This is a genomic window from Thalassovita autumnalis (genome assembly GCF_001458255.1).
Taxonomy (GTDB): Bacteria; Pseudomonadota; Alphaproteobacteria; order Rhodobacterales; family Rhodobacteraceae; genus Thalassobius; species Thalassobius autumnalis.
Genome location: NZ_CYSB01000025.1, coordinates 133,494 through 151,262, shown reverse-complemented (window position 1 = coordinate 151,262; position 17,769 = coordinate 133,494). Strand labels below are relative to the sequence as shown.

At 59.1% G+C, this 17,769-nt stretch carries 19 protein-coding genes; 12 read left to right on the top strand and 7 right to left on the bottom strand.

The annotated features are described in order from the left end of the window. Positions 1 to 25 precede the first annotated feature (25 nt). The 4 genes from TL5118_RS06755 to TL5118_RS06740 form a co-directional block, all read right to left on the bottom strand. A complete protein-coding gene (locus TL5118_RS06755; protein ID WP_058241906.1) occupies positions 26 to 520 on the bottom strand; it encodes a hypothetical protein in 495 nt (164 codons plus the stop codon). Between the two features lie 4 nt (positions 521 to 524). After that, entirely contained in the window at positions 525 to 1,019 is a 495-nt protein-coding gene (coaD, locus tag TL5118_RS06750; RefSeq protein ID WP_058241905.1) for a pantetheine-phosphate adenylyltransferase, read from the bottom strand. A 192-nt stretch (positions 1,020 to 1,211) separates the two neighbouring features. Further along, positions 1,212 to 1,646, bottom strand: coding sequence for a CBS domain-containing protein (locus TL5118_RS06745; RefSeq protein ID WP_058241904.1), 435 nt, complete (start codon positions 1,644 to 1,646; stop codon positions 1,212 to 1,214). Between the two features lie 126 nt (positions 1,647 to 1,772). Then, complete coding sequence (locus TL5118_RS06740; protein ID WP_058241903.1) at positions 1,773 to 2,678, bottom strand: LysR family transcriptional regulator; 906 nt, start codon at positions 2,676 to 2,678, stop codon at positions 1,773 to 1,775. A 169-nt stretch (positions 2,679 to 2,847) separates the two neighbouring features. Here TL5118_RS06740 and TL5118_RS06735 point away from each other — a divergent pair, with 169 nt between their 5' ends. From TL5118_RS06735 to TL5118_RS06690, 10 genes are all read left to right on the top strand, one after another. Then, positions 2,848 to 4,347 carry a CoA-acylating methylmalonate-semialdehyde dehydrogenase gene (locus TL5118_RS06735; protein ID WP_058241902.1) on the top strand — a complete coding sequence of 500 codons (1,500 nt, stop codon included), beginning with the start codon at positions 2,848 to 2,850 and terminating at the stop codon, positions 4,345 to 4,347. Positions 4,348 to 4,416: 69 nt separating this feature from the next. Further along, on the top strand, positions 4,417 to 4,854 hold the full coding sequence (locus TL5118_RS06730; RefSeq protein WP_058241901.1) for a hypothetical protein: 438 nt from the start codon (positions 4,417 to 4,419) through the stop codon (positions 4,852 to 4,854). Positions 4,855 to 4,927: 73 nt separating this feature from the next. Continuing rightward, a complete protein-coding gene (locus tag TL5118_RS06725) occupies positions 4,928 to 5,353 on the top strand; it encodes a hypothetical protein (protein WP_058241900.1) in 426 nt (141 codons plus the stop codon). 37 nt (positions 5,354 to 5,390) lie between these two features. Continuing rightward, the gene (locus TL5118_RS06720) at positions 5,391 to 5,810 is read left to right on the top strand and encodes a hypothetical protein (RefSeq protein WP_058241899.1); all 420 of its coding nucleotides are present in this window, start codon (positions 5,391 to 5,393) and stop codon (positions 5,808 to 5,810) included. A gap of 84 nt (positions 5,811 to 5,894) precedes the next feature. Then, positions 5,895 to 6,347 carry a hypothetical protein gene (locus tag TL5118_RS06715; protein WP_131727418.1) on the top strand — a complete coding sequence of 151 codons (453 nt, stop codon included), beginning with the start codon at positions 5,895 to 5,897 and terminating at the stop codon, positions 6,345 to 6,347. A 59-nt stretch (positions 6,348 to 6,406) separates the two neighbouring features. After that, on the top strand, positions 6,407 to 6,844 hold the full coding sequence (locus tag TL5118_RS06710; protein ID WP_058241897.1) for a hypothetical protein: 438 nt from the start codon (positions 6,407 to 6,409) through the stop codon (positions 6,842 to 6,844). A 148-nt stretch (positions 6,845 to 6,992) separates the two neighbouring features. Continuing rightward, complete coding sequence (locus tag TL5118_RS06705) at positions 6,993 to 8,138, top strand: acyl-CoA dehydrogenase family protein (RefSeq protein WP_058241896.1); 1,146 nt, start codon at positions 6,993 to 6,995, stop codon at positions 8,136 to 8,138. Between the two features lie 3 nt (positions 8,139 to 8,141). Then, positions 8,142 to 9,173, top strand: coding sequence for an enoyl-CoA hydratase/isomerase family protein (locus TL5118_RS06700; RefSeq protein WP_058241895.1), 1,032 nt, complete (start codon positions 8,142 to 8,144; stop codon positions 9,171 to 9,173). A gap of 10 nt (positions 9,174 to 9,183) precedes the next feature. Beyond that, positions 9,184 to 10,056 carry a 3-hydroxyisobutyrate dehydrogenase gene (gene mmsB / locus TL5118_RS06695; RefSeq protein ID WP_058241894.1) on the top strand — a complete coding sequence of 291 codons (873 nt, stop codon included), beginning with the start codon at positions 9,184 to 9,186 and terminating at the stop codon, positions 10,054 to 10,056. Positions 10,057 to 10,187: 131 nt separating this feature from the next. Continuing rightward, positions 10,188 to 10,385, top strand: coding sequence for a YgaP family membrane protein (locus tag TL5118_RS06690; protein ID WP_058241893.1), 198 nt, complete (start codon positions 10,188 to 10,190; stop codon positions 10,383 to 10,385). A 52-nt stretch (positions 10,386 to 10,437) separates the two neighbouring features. Here TL5118_RS06690 and TL5118_RS06685 read toward each other — a convergent pair whose 3' ends face one another. From TL5118_RS06685 to uvrA, 3 genes are all read right to left on the bottom strand, one after another. Then, positions 10,438 to 11,139 carry a GIN domain-containing protein gene (locus tag TL5118_RS06685; protein WP_058241892.1) on the bottom strand — a complete coding sequence of 234 codons (702 nt, stop codon included), beginning with the start codon at positions 11,137 to 11,139 and terminating at the stop codon, positions 10,438 to 10,440. 101 nt (positions 11,140 to 11,240) lie between these two features. Beyond that, on the bottom strand, positions 11,241 to 11,669 hold the full coding sequence (locus TL5118_RS06680; RefSeq protein WP_131727417.1) for an NUDIX hydrolase: 429 nt from the start codon (positions 11,667 to 11,669) through the stop codon (positions 11,241 to 11,243). Next, positions 11,666 to 14,548 carry an excinuclease ABC subunit UvrA gene (gene uvrA / locus TL5118_RS06675; RefSeq protein WP_058241891.1) on the bottom strand — a complete coding sequence of 961 codons (2,883 nt, stop codon included), beginning with the start codon at positions 14,546 to 14,548 and terminating at the stop codon, positions 11,666 to 11,668. The genes TL5118_RS06680 and uvrA overlap by 4 nt, the downstream gene beginning before the upstream one ends. A 177-nt stretch (positions 14,549 to 14,725) precedes the next feature. Here uvrA and TL5118_RS06670 point away from each other — a divergent pair, with 177 nt between their 5' ends. Next, positions 14,726 to 17,218: a vWA domain-containing protein gene (locus TL5118_RS06670; RefSeq protein ID WP_058241890.1), complete on the top strand. Its 2,493-nt coding sequence runs from the start codon at positions 14,726 to 14,728 to the stop codon at positions 17,216 to 17,218. A gap of 194 nt (positions 17,219 to 17,412) precedes the next feature. Then, positions 17,413 to 17,766, top strand: a complete 354-nt coding sequence (locus TL5118_RS06665) for a rhodanese-like domain-containing protein (protein ID WP_165590025.1) — start codon at positions 17,413 to 17,415, stop codon at positions 17,764 to 17,766. The last annotated feature ends 3 nt before the right edge of the window (positions 17,767 to 17,769 follow it).

Here is a 17,769-nt window from a genome sequence, read left to right as displayed (position 1 = left end):
CGCGCCGTGGCGCCAGACCATGGGCTCAACAGGGATAGCTGAACATGATACGGCGGATTTCCGGGCGATTGCGCCGGGATTTTCCGGCGTCGCGGCGGCTGGGGCGTTTGTCAGCGGTGACCACCAGATCGTAGCGACAGCCGCGCTGCAGGCGGTTGTGGATATCGGCACGGGTTTGGCCCAGCCAGGGACGCGGAAAGGTCTCTGGCAGGGCAAAGGCGCCATGTGTGGTCAGCACAGCGCCGCAGTAGCCCAGGTAGCTGCGCCGGGGCGCGCGGGAGCGTTTGGCCTCACGCGCGCGGCTTAGCAGGCCACCATCGATGTCTTCCCAACAGTCGCGCGGCGCATCCATCGCGCGCACATCAACAGTGACCACATAGCGGTTGTGGGTGACGGCCCAGATCGCCACGATCAACACCATCGCCCCGGCCGCAAGGGACAGCCACAGGATCAAGCGGCTGACCGGAATGGTGAAAATTGTTTCTTCCTGTTCCGGTGCCTGAATGTCCTGTTTGGCCATTTTTCTACCTGTTGAGTTTCTCCAGCAGCTGTTCACGCACCGCCGGGGTCACGAATTTTGAGATGTCACCACCCAAACGGGCGATTTCTTTTACCAGTTTCGAGGCAATCGCCTGATGCCGGGCTTCGGCCATCAGAAACACCGTCTCTACCGAGCTGTCCAATGCACGGTTCATGCCAACCATCTGGTATTCGTATTCGAAATCCGCGACCGCACGCAGACCACGCACAATCAGCTGTGCACCAACGTCGCGGGCGCAGTCGATCAGCAGGTTTTCAAACGGATGCACAACGATCTCAGTGCCGGTTTGGGCGCTCAACTCGGCGGTTTCATGTTCGATCATTGCCACCCGTTCTTCGAGGCTGAACAACGGCCCCTTGTCACGGTTGATGGCAACGCCGATCACCAAACGGTCCACCAGACCGGCTGAGCGGCGGATGATATCGACATGTCCAAGTGTGATCGGATCAAAAGTGCCGGGATAAAGGCCAATGCGCATGCTGTGCTCCCCCTTGCAGCGCCCTGCCCTAAGGCAAGGCATGTTGGGCCTGAATGTGTTGCGCGCACGCAATATTATTGCGCGGGGAAATGCAAGTGCAATTGCAGCATTTGGTATTTCTACGCAGACAGCCGCCCCCCGGAACGCCACGTCAGACCCGGCCTACTGTGCCAGATCTGACGGGCAGCAGGCTCAGTGCCCCATAATCATGCCTTCCAGCGCGTTACGCTCCATCGACAGCTCTTCCAGCCGGGCAGCCACGACGTCACCAATGGTCACGATCCCCACCAACTCACCATTCTCGGTGATCGGCATATGGCGGAAGCGCCCGTCGGTCATTCGCTGCAGGATCGCATCGGCCGAGTCATTGCGTGAGCCGCAGACCGGGTTTCGGGTCATCAGGTCATCCACCGTTTCCCCCATGCAGCCCGCGCCACGCACCCCAAGGGCCCGCACGATGTCACGTTCGGAAATAATGCCCTCGGCCTGTTTGCCGTCCGAGGAAACCACAACGCCGCCGATCCTTCGTTCTGCCAGGATCTGGGCAACTTCAGCAACACCGGTTCCGGGTGTCACAGTCACCACACCGCTGTCGCCTTTGGCCTTAAGGATCTGATGGACCAGCATGAGCAATCTCCTACACAACAATGATTTGTAGGTTCAGCGTCCCTCACCACAACCCCTGCTGTCAAGGGATCCGCCGCATGAGCGCCTATCCGGATGGCTGGTCGGAGCCCGTCAATGTTCCAACCCTTATTCCTTGCGCCAGTTTTCCAGACGGCTCACTTCGGCCTTCAACCCCTCGCTCAGCGCTGCGGCGAAGCGGTTCATCCGTTCCAGGCGGCGGTCATCCGCATGACGGATCAGATAGAAGCTGCGGGTGAGGCTGATGTCATCGCCCAGAACCTTGCGCAGACGCGGCGCATTGGCCATCGCAAAGCCATGCACCACCCCGATGCCACCGCCGGAGCGGATTGCGTTGAACTGCACTGAGACCGAATTTGAGGCCAGATTGACATGGTCCAGACCCAGCTCAGCCAGGTAATCCAGTTCTTTGTCAAAGATCATATCGGGGATGTAGCCGATCATCCGATGGCCACGTAGGTCTTTCAGCTCCTGAATACGTGGATGCTGGATCAGGTAAGACCGTGCCGCTGCAAGGTAGAGCTTATAGTCGGTGATTTTTTGCACGGTCAGGCGGTTGCTGGCCTCGGGTGCTGACACACCGATCGCCATATCCGCCTCACGTTTGGACAGGTTAAAGACCCGCGGCAGCGCCACGATCTGAATGTCCAGATCGGGGTTCTCCTCAGCGATCTTGTTGCACACCTGCGGCAGCAGGAAGTTAGCACAGCCATCCGGCGCACCGATACGGATCGTGCCGGAAAGGTTGCCCGCCTGCCCTGCCAGTTCCTCCATCGCGCCGCTCATCGCCTGTTCGGCGCGTTCCGCATGGGCCAGCAGCCGCTGACCTGCGTCAGTCAGCGCATAACCTTGGGGTGATTTTGCAAACAGCGGCGCGCCCATCTCTTCTTCGAAGCGCGCCACCCGGCGGCCTACGGTCGCCGGATCCACCTTCAATTCCCGTCCTGCCGCGGACAGGCTTTCCAGCCGCGCCACGGCCAGGAACACCTTCATGTCGTCCCAATTCGGATTCATCACTGCCCCCTCATTTCGCGTCAAAGTCTTGTTTGTTCTGATTTCTTGCCCGTACAGAACTGCGCCGGAGGGCAAGCTGCATTTTTGCAAATCTATTTTGGGAACTTTGGTCTTTCCGAGTGATTTTTGCAAGCCTATGATGCCGGCAATCTTGAAGGAGGACTGTTCCATGCAGGAAATCATGAACTACGTAGACGGTGAAATGGTGCCTGGCACCTCGGGCCGTTACACTGAAAACTGCAACCCTGCGACCGGTGAGCCGGCCAGCAAGGTCCCGCTGGCGACCAAAGAAGAAATGGACGCCATCATTGCCAAAGCCGCAGCTGCACAGCCGGCTTGGGCCGCCACCAACCCGCAGCGTCGCGCCCGCGTGATGATGAAGTTCGGTGCGCTGATCAACGAGCACATGGACGAACTGGCTGAGCTGGTCAGCCGTGAACACGGCAAAACCCTGCCCGACGCGCGCGGCGACGTGCAGCGTGGTCTGGAAGTGGTCGAAGTCTGCATGGGCGCCCCGCACATGCTGAAGGGCGAGTACATGAATGACGGCGGCCCCGGCATCGACCTCTACTCGATGCGTCAGCCGCTGGGCGTTGTTGCGGGCATCACCCCGTTCAACTTCCCCGCCATGATCCCGCTGTGGAAAATGGCCCCGGCGCTGGTTGCCGGTAACGCGATGATCCTGAAACCGTCCGAGCGCTGCCCCTCGACCTCGCTGCGTCTGGCGGAACTGCTGAAAGAAGCAGGCCTGCCCGATGGCGTTCTGCAGGTTGTGAACGGCGACAAAGAAGCCGTGGACGCGATCCTGGACAACGAGGACATTCAGGCTGTTGGCTTTGTGGGCTCGACCCCGATCGCCCAGTACATCTATGGCCGCGCCGCCACCAACGGCAAACGCGCCCAGTGCTTCGGTGGTGCCAAGAACCACATGATCATCATGCCCGACGCAGACATGGACAAAGCTGCTGATGCGCTGGTTGGCGCAGGCTTTGGCGCCGCTGGCGAACGCTGCATGGCGATCTCGGTTGCTGTGCCTGTTGGTGAGAAAACCGCCGACGCCCTGCGCGAACGTCTGGTGCCCCGCATCGAGGCGCTGAAGGTTGGCCCTTACACGTCGGAAGAAGATGTCGACTACGGCCCCGTCATCACCGCACAGGCGAAGGACCGTATCAACGGCCTTATCTCCTCGGGTGTTGAGCAGGGTGCGGAACTGGTCACCGATGGTCGTGATTTCAGCCTGCAGGGTTATGAAAACGGCTACTATGTTGGCCCGACCTTCTTTGACAATGTCACTGCAGACATGGACATCTACAAAGAAGAAATCTTTGGCCCGGTTCTGAGTCAGGTGCGCACCGAAAGCTATGACGAGGCGCTGGACCTGATCATCAAGAACAACTACGGCAACGGCACCTCGATCTTCACCGCAGATGGCGACACCGCGCGTGACTTTGCCAACAAAGTGAACGTCGGCATGGTTGGCATCAACTTCCCGATCCCGGTTCCGCTGTCCTACTTCACCTTCGGCGGCTGGAAGAAATCGGCCTTTGGTGACCTGAACCAGTACGGCCCGGATGCGCTGCGGTTCTACACCAAAACCAAAACCGTCACGGCCCGCTGGTTCTCCGGCATCAAAGAGGGCGGCGAGTTTGCCTTCAAGGCAATGGACTAATTTCTTAGTTCTGCTAAGTTTGACGGCGGCTGATCCTTCAGCCGCTGTTTTTCTTTGGACCATTTTACGATGCCCGCATCGACCACGATCTACCCCGAGTGGAATTTGGTGTTGGTACGGTACTCAGATTACCTTTTAACGATTGAGACCGCTCAGAACTTTGAAAAATACCTGAACCACCGGGATTTCCGGATCAATCAACGCGGCCTGTTTGACCTGAACCGGGTCACCGGCGCGCAGATGGATCTGGTCAAAATGCGCGAGCTGCAGAAATACCGGATGCAAAAAATCGCCCCAAGCGGGGATCCCGTACGCCTGGTGCTGTTTGCTCAAACCGATTTTGGCTGCACCTTTGCCCGCCTTATTGCCAAAACATGGGAACCATCGGGTGCGGAGGTTTCAATTGTAGAAGACAGTGAAGCCTCTGCACTCGCAGAGCTGGAAATCCCCCTCGATGATTTCGCGACCATGGTGCAACAAGACAACTGCCCTTCTGCCGCTGGGTAAATTATTCTTGATTTGGGCAGACTTACCCCGCAAGCTGAGCGCAGAAGAATAACAATACAGGCAGCCCCCCGACGTGACGGTCAGCTTCAAGATCCTGGCGAAAGAAGACATCGTCTATTTCCGTTACAGCGGCCACATTCGTGCTGGGGAAACCAAAGCTTTGCTGGCCGAGCTGACTGTTGATCCTGATTATCACCCGAAATTACAACAACTTGCCGACTTCACCGAAGTTATCTCGGTTGAGTTGGACTATGCCAAGGCAATGCAGGCAATGCGTACCACTTTGGCCGAGTTGAAACAGGTCGACTACCCGCCAACCCCGATCTATCTGGCCCCCACGGATGTGGCGATGAGCTTTGCCAAAATGATCTGCCATCTGTGGGACGGGTTGCCAATGCCGCAGCCGATTATCTGCGAAACCACCGATGAGGCGCTGAGGTTTCTGGATGATCCCGACGGCACGTTACGACAGGTGATCAGTTCCCCCCTGCTGCACTAATCCCCCCGCTTACCCCCCAAGATCCGAAAGACCACTCATGGCCATTGACCTAGACATCCTGTTGCAACGCAATCTTGTGATCATGGTTTGGTCCGGCATCGTAAACGATGACCAAAGCGCCGAGGCGCTGCAGACCTACGCGACCCATCCCGATGCGCGGATTGGTCAGGATATTCTCAGCGACATGAGCGGGGTTGAAACCGGATATTTTGACCTACCTAAACGTTTGGCGCTGCAGGCGTCACTGGACCGGGTTCTAGGACTCGGCGACAAGAACCGCACCATCGTTTACTTTGCGCCAACCCCGCAATCACAGGAATTGGCCGATCAATATGCCGCGCTTTGGGATTGCACACCCTCTGTGACAGCTCATGTCACTGCAAACGAAGCCGAAGCGCTGGCTCTGCTTAAAATTACGGCAGGATCAATCGCGGAAGTACTGGATAGAAATGAATAAATTTGAGCTTTCTACGGTATATCCCGTACTGACCCTTTCGCCTATGAACTGTATAGTTTAGTCCTCGTAAGGTACCGATATCACTTGGTTTCACTCGACCATTTGGGAAGACCGATGCCGCTAGAAATAAGCATTTTGGAAAAATCGGATCTCATGTTCATGCGATCCCACGGATTGGTGACTGACGCGGATTCCATTGCCGCGTTTGAAACCTACGCCACCCACCCTGCGGCCCGCCCGGGGCAAAACATGTTGGCTGACATGTCCGGCATTGAAGAAAGTCGGATCGACTATCAAAAACGGATGGCCCTGCATTCCATCATGGAACCGATCCTAACCATGGGCGGCAAGGCACGCACCTATGTGATGTATGTGCCCGATGGAAAATCCGCTAAGCTGGCCAAGAACTACCTCAGGTTCTGGGAGGCCGTCCCATTGATTGATGTCCATCTGACCGCCAGCGAAAGCGAAGCTTTACTTATACTTCAATTGCCTTATAGGTCTTTTGCTGAAATGATCGCAGCAGAAAAAGACTGACCCCCACGTTTTTTGACTGTGTCTTACCCAAATCACCCTGATTTTTGGAGGACACTAGCGTGCCAGCCGAATTTGAAATCTTTCTTGATCACAATCTGGTCTACGCACGCTATCAAGGTGCCATTGTTGTCGAAGAGATCAGCACACTGATGCTGCGCTACCGCAGCCACGTGGACTATTCCCCACATCAACGCCAACTGATCGATCTGTCCCGGGTCACTCTGGTCAAGCTGGAAATGCCAGCATTCTTGGCGATACAACAACAGGTGTTACAGGCGCAAAACCTGCACGCACCGACAACAAGACTCGTGTTTTTTGCCCCCAATGCCCTGTCACAGGATATCGCCGCAAATTTGCAAAGTTTCTGGGCGCCCTTCCCTTCGGTCCGCGTTTCCATCGCTGAAACCGCCGAAGAGGCCATGCAACACCTGTCGCTGAAGGCGCAGCAAATCCAAGCGCTCATGCAAACCCCGCCGCACCTGAAATCCGCAGAATAATCTCCTTTTTTGCGGCTCATTGCCGTGGCTTTGCCCTTGCAAAACTTCTGTAGGAATTGGAAATTAAACAGGCGTTCAATAATGGACGCCGCATGGGGTTCCCCGTGCCGGCAATGGTTTCGCGCGACACTTACCGGAGGACGAGCCAGTGGATTTTGCACTGACCGAAGAACAATCCGCCATTTTCGACATGGCCAAGGCATTTGGCGAAGAACATATCGCCCCACATGCCCACCAATGGGAAAAAGACGGCACCATCCCCAAAGAGCTGTGGTCCGAAGTGGGCGCGCTGGGTCTGGGCGGCATCTATGTCTCTGAGGAGTCGGGCGGCTCGGGCCTTGGCCGGTTGGATGCCACTTTGGTTTTTGAAGCCCTTTCAATGGCTTGCCCCTCGGTGGCGGCCTTTCTGTCGATCCACAACATGTGCGCCAAGATGCTCGACACCTTCGGCGATGACCATGTGAAGGAACAGTTCCTTGCGCCCGCGATCACCATGGACAAGGTGCTGAGCTACTGCCTGACAGAACCCGGCTCCGGCTCAGACGCAGCGGCGCTGAAAACCCGCGCAGAGCGCAGCAACGAAGGCTACACGCTGAACGGCACCAAGGCCTTTATCTCAGGTGGCGGCTACTCAGACGCCTATGTGGTCATGGTCCGTACCGGCGATGATGGGCCCAAGGGCATCTCCACCGTGGTGGTGGATGACGGCACCGCCGGTCTCAGCTTTGGTGGGCTAGAGGATAAGATGGGCTGGAAAAGCCAGCCGACCCGTCAGGTGCAGTTTGACGATTGCAAAATCCCCGCAGCCAACCTGGTTGGCAGCGAAGGTGACGGGTTCAAATACGCGATGGCGGGTCTGGATGGTGGGCGCCTCAACATCTCAGCCTGTAGTCTGGGTGCTGCACAATCTGCACTGACCGCTACGCTGCAATATATGAGCGAACGCAAGGCCTTCGGCAAATCCATTGACCAGTTCCAGGCGCTGCAATTCCGTCTGGCCGATATGGAGATTGAGCTGCAAGCCGCCCGCACCTTCCTGCGTCAGGCCGCATGGAAACTGGATCAGGGTGCGCCCGATGCCACCAAATTCTGCGCCATGGCCAAACGTTTTGTGACCGAGACCGGATCGAAAGTGGCCAACCAATGCCTGCAACTGCACGGCGGTTACGGCTATCTGGCCGATTATGGTGTTGAAAAGATCGTGCGTGACCTGCGGGTGCATGAGATCCTTGAAGGCACCAATGAAATCATGCGTCTGATCGTGGCGCGGCAACTTCTGGCAGAGAACGCATAACCCATGGCTGACATCCACACCCGTATCGACGGCCAGATCGGCCGGATCACCCTGACCCGTCCCAAGGCGCTGAATGCGCTCAGCTATGAGATGTGCCTTGAGATTGAGAAGGCGCTGGATGCCTGGGCGACTGATGACGCCGTGAAGATGGTTCTGCTGGACGCCGAGGGCGAGCGCGCCTTCTGCGCAGGCGGTGACATCGCCGCCATGTATGAGGCAGGCACCAAAGGCGAATATGAGATCGCCCGCACCTTCTGGCGTGACGAATACCGGATGAACGCCAAGCTGTTCAACTTCCCCAAACCCGTGGCCTCGCTGATGCAGGGGTTCACCATGGGCGGTGGCGTTGGCATTGGCTGTCACGGCTCCCACCGCGTGGTTGGCGAAAGCAGCCAGATCGCCATGCCCGAAACCGGCATCGGGTTGATCCCGGATGTGGGCGGCACCCTGATCCTGGCCCGTGCGCCGGGGCGGATTGGCGAATATCTGGGCGCCACGGGTGGCCGGATTGGGCCAGCCGATGCCATCCACGCCGGCTTTGCCGACTACTTCGTGCCAGAGGAAAAATGGGCTGCGCTGACAGCTGAACTGGCCCAGACCGGTGACTGGGAAGCCATTGATCGCGCAGCAGAAAAATCCCCGGACGGGGTTCTAGCCGGGCAACAAGATGAGATCGATACGCTCTTTGCCGGTGACGGGCTGACGGATGTGTTGAACGCCCTCAACGGTGCGGACAGTGACTTTGCCGCCAAGGCGCTGAAGACGCTCACCCGAGTATCACCGCTTTCTGCTGGCTGCACGATCGAACTGGTGCACCGCGCCCGGGCCACGGACGAGATCAAAAAAGCGCTGGAGCAGGAGTTCCGCTTCACCTACCGGTCCATGGATATGGGTGATTTTCTGGAAGGCGTCCGCGCCCAGATCATTGACAAGGACCGCACCCCCACATGGAAACATGGCAGCCCTGCCGAGGTGACCTCGCTTGAGATCACCCAGATGCTGCTGCCGCTGGGCGATGACGCCCTGAAGATCTGAGGAGACAGACATGAAAATCGGATTTATCGGACTTGGCAACATGGGTGGCCCAATGGCCGCAAACCTAGCCAAAGCAGGCCATGAGGTTGCAGGCTTTGATCTGGCCGCACCGATGCCCGAAGGCGTCAGCAAAGCCGACACCGCCGCAGCCGCAGCCACCGGCGCGGATGTGGTCATCACCATGCTGCCCAACGGTCAGATCCTGCGCGCGGTTGCCGGTGAGGTGATCCCTGCCATGTCCGCAGGCGCTGTGCTCTGTGACTGTTCCACCGTGGATGTCGACAGCGCCCGCGCGGTCGCAGAGCAGGCGACGGCGGCCGGCCTTGGCGCACTGGATGCACCGGTCTCCGGCGGCATTGGCGGCGCGGCAGGCGGCACCTTGACCTTCATGGTTGGCGGCGGCGCGGATGCTTTCGCCACGGTTGATCCGCTGTTTGACATCATGGGCCAGAAAGCCGTGCATTGCGGCGATGCGGGCGCTGGTCAGGCCGCCAAAATCTGTAACAACATGATCCTGGGCGTCACCATGGTCGCCACCTGCGAAGCCTTTGCTTTGGCAGACAAATTGGGGCTGGATCGCGGCAAGATGTTTGATGTGGTCTCCACCTCCTCGGGCTACAGCTGGACGATGAACGCCTATTGCCCCGCCCCCGGCGTTGGCCCGCAATCACCGGCTGACAATGACTACCAGCCGGGCTTTGCTGCTGAACTGATGCTGAAGGACCTGCGCCTCAGCCAGCAAGCCGCCGAAAGCGCCGATGCCGACACCCCGATGGGCGAACTGGCCAAGGCCCTTTATGAGCAGTTTGTCGAAAACGAAGGTGGTCAGGGCATGGACTTCTCGGCCATGCTGCCGCGGTTTGAAAAGCGTGGTCGCGGCTAAGACTGCAATACCCTCAGTGAGGGGCAACCCTGCCCCTCACGGATTTGGGCAATTTGACTCAAATCATATTCAACATATATAATTCATCTTATCATTGTTTCACGTTCATTAAACGGAGGTTGGTAAGACTTATGAATTTCTCTGCGAAAAACGTCGGCAGCACTGACAAATTTCTCCGCGCCGTTCTGGGCACATTACTGATGATCGGTGCATTACTGGGCTATGGCGTCTGGATGTGGATTGGCCTGATCCCATTGGCCACAGCGCTGATCGGCAGCTGCCCGATCTATTCCCTGCTTGGCATTTCCACCTGTTCGGTGAAAAAATAAGACAAAGCCCCGGATGCAGTGTTTATCGCGTTGCCGGGGCTTTCTAGTTTCCTCAGATCACCTGAAGCGATCCGCCACTACTGAGGCTCTTCTTGGCGATATCCGCGCCACCCTGCACCTTCACCGACGCGCCAGAACTGACATCAGCGCTGACAGCCCCCGTGACATGGCCCCGCACCGAAGCGCCCGAACTGGCGTCAAACTGCCCCATGCGACAGATCAGATCGCCGGCCTGAACATGGGCGCCGGAGCTGGCATCGGCCGTGATGGATCCACAGTGCCCCGCCAGTGACACATGGGCACCACTTGAGGCATCGACATCAACCGAACCCTCTGAAATGCCGCGTATTTTCACGTTAGATCCGCTGGAGGCGTCAATCACCAGATCTGCCGTGCCATCGCCCGTCACACTGATGGATGCGCCGGAACTGGCCTCCGCCGCGGTGAGTTGCGGCAGGCTGACGGTGACCACGAATAGATCAGACCGTAGCGCCCCGATCAGCCCCAGCGGCTTCTTGCGCTTGATAATCAACCGGTCACCTTTCTGGCGGATCACCAGACGGTCCAGTTCGCCGCGCAGGGCTTCGGCCTCAACGGCGTAGCCGGTGCCGGTTGTCACCTTGACCTCAACGCCCATCGCGGCGTCGATCCTTTGGAAATCGTCGAAGGCGTAGCTGCGCTCCTCGGAAAATGCGGCCGATGCCAGTGCAATGGCGGCGGCGCTGGTCAAAACAATTGGAACTATCCCACGCATGGGTCCCTCCTTAAATGAACTTCTTCACAAGTAAGTAAATCAAATTAACATTCAAGAGGGCTGTGTAGAATACCTGTTAACGCGGGTTAACAAGCCGCGCATTACGCGCTGGCCAGAACCTGTTCCAGCAGATCGTCAACATAGTCACTCATCTCAATCCGCCGGGCCAGCACATCCGCCACGGGAATCCACGCGGCCTCCTCCGCATCATCAGCGGCCTGTGGCACCCCGGCCAGATACCGGCATTGCACCGCCACCAGATAGTAGTGATGTTTGACCGCGCCGTCACCGTGATGGCCGATCTCATCAATCCCGCCCAGCGTCCGTAAGGGCTCCGCGCGGACGCCGGTTTCTTCCGCCAATTCACGCGCGGCAGCCACGGCTACGGTTTCACCCGCCTCCACATGGCCACCGGGATAGCCCCAAAGACCGCGATCCGGTTCTTTGCGGCGGCGCACCAGCAGCACGTGATCGTCATGCACCGTCACAGCCAGCGCCGCCAGCGCTGGCCGGTTGCTCACCCCGTTCATTCGGCTGCCACCTTGGCGCCTTTCAGCATCGGTTTCAGGTAGTGGCCTGTGTGGCTTTCCGCGACCTCGGACACCTGTTCCGGTGTGCCCTCAGCCACAATCCGGCCACCGCCGTCGCCGCCTTCTGGGCCGATATCGATGATATGGTCGGCGGTTTTCACCACGTCCAGATTGTGTTCAATCACCACAACGGTATTGCCCTGATCCACCAATTCATGCAGCACTTCCAACAGCTTACGCACGTCTTCGAAATGCAGGCCCGTGGTCGGCTCATCCAGAATATAGAGGGTACGGCCGGTCGAGCGGCGCGCCAGTTCCTTACTCAGTTTCACCCGCTGGGCCTCACCCCCTGACAGCGTCGTGGCCTGTTGCCCCACCTTGATGTAGCCCAGACCAACCCGCACCAGCGCGTCCATCTTTTCCCGGATCGACGGCACCGCCTGGAAAAACTCCTGCGCGTCCTCAACGGTCATATCCAGTACATCGGCGATGCTTTTACCTTTGAACTTCACCTCCAGTGTTTCGCGGTTGTACCGCGCGCCATTACAGGTTTCGCAGGTCACATAGACGTCCGGCAGGAAGTGCATCTCGATCTTGATCACCCCGTCACCCTGACAGGCCTCACAGCGCCCACCTTTGACGTTGAAGGAGAAGCGGCCGGGTTTATACCCCCGCGTCTTGGCCTCAGGCAGGCCGGCAAACCATTCGCGGATCGGGGTAAAGGCACCGGTGTAGGTCGCCGGGTTCGACCGCGGCGTGCGCCCGATGGGACGCTGGTCAATGTCGATCACCTTATCAAGATGCTCCAGCCCCCGGATGGTTTCGCAAGGCGCCGGCGTCTGCCGCGCCCCGTTGAGCCGCATGGAGGCGGTTTTGAACAGGGTTTCAATCGTCAGGGTCGACTTGCCGCCGCCCGAGACGCCAGTGACGCAGACAAATTTGCCCAGCGGGAAATCCGCCGTGACATTCTGCAGGTTATTGCCGGTGGCCTTGACCACGGTGACCGCTTTGCCATTGCCCTCACGCCGGTCCAGCGGCACCGCGATTTCACGCGCGCCGCTGAGGTATTGCCCGGTGAGCGAGCTCTTATCCGCTGAAATCTCAGCCGGGGTGCCCTGTGACACGATCTGCCCGCCATGCACACCCGCCCCCGGACCGATGTCAAAAACGTAGTCCGCTTCGCGGATCGCCTCTTCGTCATGTTCCACTACGATCACGGTATTGCCTTGGTCCCGAAGGCTTTTCAACGTGCCGAGCAGGCGGTCATTGTCGCGCTGGTGCAGACCGATAGACGGTTCATCCAAGACATACAAAACACCCGTCAGACCCGAACCGATCTGGCTGGCCAGACGGATCCGCTGGCTTTCGCCGCCCGACAGTGTGCCCGAGTTTCGGCTAAGCGAGAGGTATTCCAGACCCACGTTGTTGAGGAAGCCCAGACGTTCGCGGATCTCTTTCAGGATCGCGCCAGCGATGGCGTTTTTCTGGTCGGTCAGATGCTCCGGCACGGTTTTGCACCAGGCATAGGCCTCACGGATGGACATTTGCACCACTTGGCCGACATGCAGCAGCTCATCCGGGCCACCGTCCGCCGGGCCGATTTTCACCGCCAGCGCCTCTTGGTTCAGCCGGTAGCCGCCACAGGTGCCGCAGGCGCGGTTGTTCTGGTAGCGTTCAAATTCCTCACGCACCCAGTTTGAATCCGTTTCACGGTAGCGCCGCTCCATATTGGGGATCACACCTTCGAAGGTGCGGGTCACCTGATAGACGCGGCCGCCTTCGTCATAGCGGAACAGGATTTCCTCTTTGCCCGAGCCATAGAGGAACACCTGCTGCACCTTCTTGGGCAGGTCTTTCCACTTGGTGTTCTTGTCGAACTGATAGTGTTTCGCAATCGCTTCAATGGTTTGCAGGAAGTAGGGCGATTTGCCTTTGCGCCAGGGCGCCAGGGCGCCATCGTAGACCTTCAGGCTTTGATCCGGCACCACCAGCCGTTCGTCAAAGAACAGCTCCATCCCCAGACCGTCACAATCCGGGCAGGCACCAAACGGCGCGTTGAAGGAAAACAGCCGTGGCTCAATCTCAGAAATGGTGAAACCGCTGACCGGGCAGGCAAAGTTTTCAGAGAAGGTGATGCGTTCCGGATCGCCTTCTTTCGGGGCGGTTTCCATCACCGCGATACCGTCTGCCAGATCCAACGCGGTGCGGAAGCTATCGGCCAGACGGGTTTCCAGCCCCTCTTTCACCACCAGACGGTCCACCACCACATCTATGTCATGGCGGAATTTCTTGTCCAGCGTCGGCGGCGTGTCCAGATCGTGGAACTCGCCATCCACCTTGACCCGCTGGAAGCCCTGTTTGCGCAGCTCCAGGAACTCTTTCTTATATTCCCCCTTACGGTCGCGCACGATCGGGGCCAGCAGATAGGCGCGGGTCCCCTCCTCCATCGTCATCACGCGATCCACCATATCCTGCACCTGCTGCGCCTCAATCGGCAGGCCGGTGGCCGGGCTATAGGGCGTGCCCACACGGGCAAAGAGCAGACGCAGGTAATCGTAGATTTCAGTGACCGTGCCAACAGTTGAGCGCGGGTTCTTTGAGGTCGTCTTCTGCTCAATGGAAATCGCCGGGCTGAGGCCGCTGATGTGGTCCACATCCGGCTTTTCCATCATATCAAGGAACTGACGGGCATAGGCGCTGAGGGATTCCACATAGCGGCGCTGACCTTCGGCATAGATGGTGTCAAACGCCAGCGAGGACTTGCCGGAACCGGACAGGCCGGTGATCACCACCAGCTCATCACGGGGAATATCCACGTCAATGCTTTTGAGGTTATGTTCCCGCGCGCCGCGCACTTCGATTTTCTTCAGATCAGCCATCTTCAGTCCCGAGCTCACCCCAGTGGTGGTAATCCCTAACAGATAGTTGACGCGCCGCGAGTCTCCAACCGAAAAGTGCGAACATTACACGAACATTTTAATTTCGACGTTACGCGCTTTGCCAAAATCTCAAAAAGCGGCATAGTCCTGCCAATTCATTTTGACCGGAGACATTTTATGACACGTTTGCCCACCGCCCTTGCGGTGATCGCCCTTATGGCCAGCCCGCTCACCGCGCAGGAACGCCCTGCCGCGATTTTGGTTCTGGATGGATCTGGCTCCATGTGGGGGCAGATCGATGGCACCGCAAAAATCACCATCGCCCAAGATGTGATCGGCGGGTTGATGACCACCCTGCCCGCGGATCTGGATCTGGGGCTGACGGTCTATGGCCACCGCCGCAAAGGCGATTGCGCCGATATTGAAACGCTGGTGATGCCCGGCCCCGACACCCGCGGCGCCATCACCGGCGCGGTGAACGGCATCAAGCCCAAAGGCAAAACACCCATGGCCGATGCGGTGGTCGCCGCCGCCAAGGCGCTGCGCCACACCGAAGAGGCCGCAACGGTGATCCTTGTCTCAGACGGGATTGAAACCTGCGTGCCTGATGTCTGCGCTGTGGCCCGCGCGCTGGAAGAAACCGGCGTTGATTTCACCGCCCATGTGGTGGGTTTTGGCGTGGATGCCCCGGAAACACTGGCGCAGTTCCAATGTATGGCCGACAGCACCGGCGGTCAGTTCCTCTCCGCCGCCAATGCGGCGCAGCTTTCGGCTGCACTGACTGAGGTGGCGGTGGTAGACCCCACCCCCGAACCCGCGCCGCTGCCCGGATCGCTGATCTACTCGGTGGCCGAAAAACACGGTGAGGCCAGCCGTCGCGTTGATGTGGAATGGTCGCTGCTCAATGAAGACGGCGAGCAGATGATCACCGCCTATCACGTTGATTTTGGCGAACAGGACCTGCCCGAAGGCATCTACACCCTCACCGTCACCCGCGTCAGCGACGGCGCGCGGCAGGAAAAACAGGTGGTGATCCGCCCCAATGCCCGCACTGAGGCGCATTTTGAATTTGAGGCGCCCCTGCCGCAGGTCACCCTGCTGGCGCCCCAAACCGCCGCCGCCGGCGCCACCATCAGCGTGGACTGGACCGGCCCCGATGCGGCGCAGGACTATCTGGACACCGCCCCTGTCGGAGCCGAGGCCCGCACCTATCTGACCTACACCTATACCGAACGCGGCAACCCCACCGCGCTACGGGTACCAGCCCAGCCCGGTGATTATGAAATCCGCTATGTTCTGGGCGACGGCGCACAGATCCTGGCCCGCGTGCCCCTCACAGTAACCCCGGCCGAATTTGCGCTGGAGGCCCCTGCCACAGCCATTGCTGGCGCCACCATTGACGTCAGCTGGACCGGCAGCGGCTATGATGAGGATTACCTCTCCATCGCCAGCGCAGGTACTGCCCCGAACCGGTATGAGGCCTACACCTATGTGCGCAAGGGCAACCCAGCACCGCTGCTGATGCCAACCGAACCCGGCCAATACGAAATCCGCTATATCACCGGGCAGGATACATCGATCGCGGTCACCAGACAGATTGAGGTCACCGCCCTCGCCTTCACCCTCGACGCGCCGGAAAGTGCCACAGCCGGATCCACCATCGATGTCACATGGACCGGCGGTGGCTATGATGGCGACTACCTGTCGGTGGCGGCCCTCGACGCAGCCCCAAACCGGTATGAGGCCTACAGCTACGTGCGCGACGGCAACCCGGCACCGCTGCTGATGCCCTCCGCCCCCGGCACCTATGAGATCCGCTATATCAACGGGCAGGACAGCACGATCGCCTCCTCCCGCCAGATTGAGATCACGGCGTTCGATTTCTCGCTGCAGGGGCCGGAAACCGCCTCGGCCGGATCCACCATAGATGTCACATGGACCGGTGGCGGCTATGATGGCGATTACCTATCGGTGGCCGCCCTTGACGCTGCGCCAAACCGCTATGAGGCCTACACCTACGTTCGCGATGGCAACCCGGCGCCGCTGCTGATGCCCTCAACGCCCGGCACCTATGAGATCCGCTATGTCAACGGGCAGGACAGCACGATCGCCACCTCCCACCAGATTGAGATCACGGCGCTCGATTTCTCGCTCGATGCGGTGGGCAGCGCCCCGCTGGGCGCGACGATTGACGTCGGCTGGACCGGTGGCGGTTACAATGATGACTACCTGACCGTGGCCGAGGTGGGCAGCGATGGCGGCGCTTATCTGGGCTATGTCTATGTCCGCGACGGCAACCCGCTACGCTTCCGCATGCCGGTGATCCCCGGCGCTTATGAGCTGCGCTATATCAACGGGCAGGATGCCTCCATCGCATACAGCCAGCCGATCAGCCTGACCGATGTTGCTGTCACCCTGACCGCCCCGACCAGCGCCAAGGCGGGCAGCGCTATCAGCGTCCGCCATGATGGGCCCGACTATGATGGTGACTATGTGACCTTCACTGAGGTCGGTGCCAATGCGGACGCCTATCTGACCTACACCTACACCCGTGAAGGGTCTGAGTTGCAGGTCATGACGCCGGACAGCCCCGGCACGTATGAGCTGCGCTATGTCACGGCAAACGGCGCCTCACGGGTTCTGGCCCGCCAGACCTTTACCGTGGAATGACCGGCTGGTGTGACGCTGTGACGTGACCAAAAGGCCACATCACGAAAACCTGCAGAAAACGACTAAAAAGCGGCCCTTCGGGGCCGTTTTTCCTGTGTAAGAGCAGTGTGTGCGGGCCGTTTTTTGGCCAATAACCAAGAAAAAGACCAAACCGGATCTTCCCCCGGACCGCCACCAAAGGACAGCCCATGTTCATGTTCCGCCAGCCCCCGTCCCCCTATTTCCGCCCCGAGGATGCGGTGCATCGTGCCATTTCCGGCGGCGCGCTGGTGGTGGATGTGCGTGAGCCCGATGAACTGGCGCGCACCGGCAAGGCCAAAGGTGCGTTGCACATCCCGATGGGACGGCTACGCGCTGCAGCAAACCCACGTGACCCGCTGTTCAACCCGCGTTTCAGCTATGACGGCACCATGGCGCTTTACTGCAGCTCCGGTGGACGGGCGCAAAACGCGCGCAAAATGCTGCAGGATATGGGCTACAGCGATGTCCATGTAATTGGCAGCTTTGACGATTGGATCTCCGCCGGCGGAACCGTTGTGGCGACCTAAGCC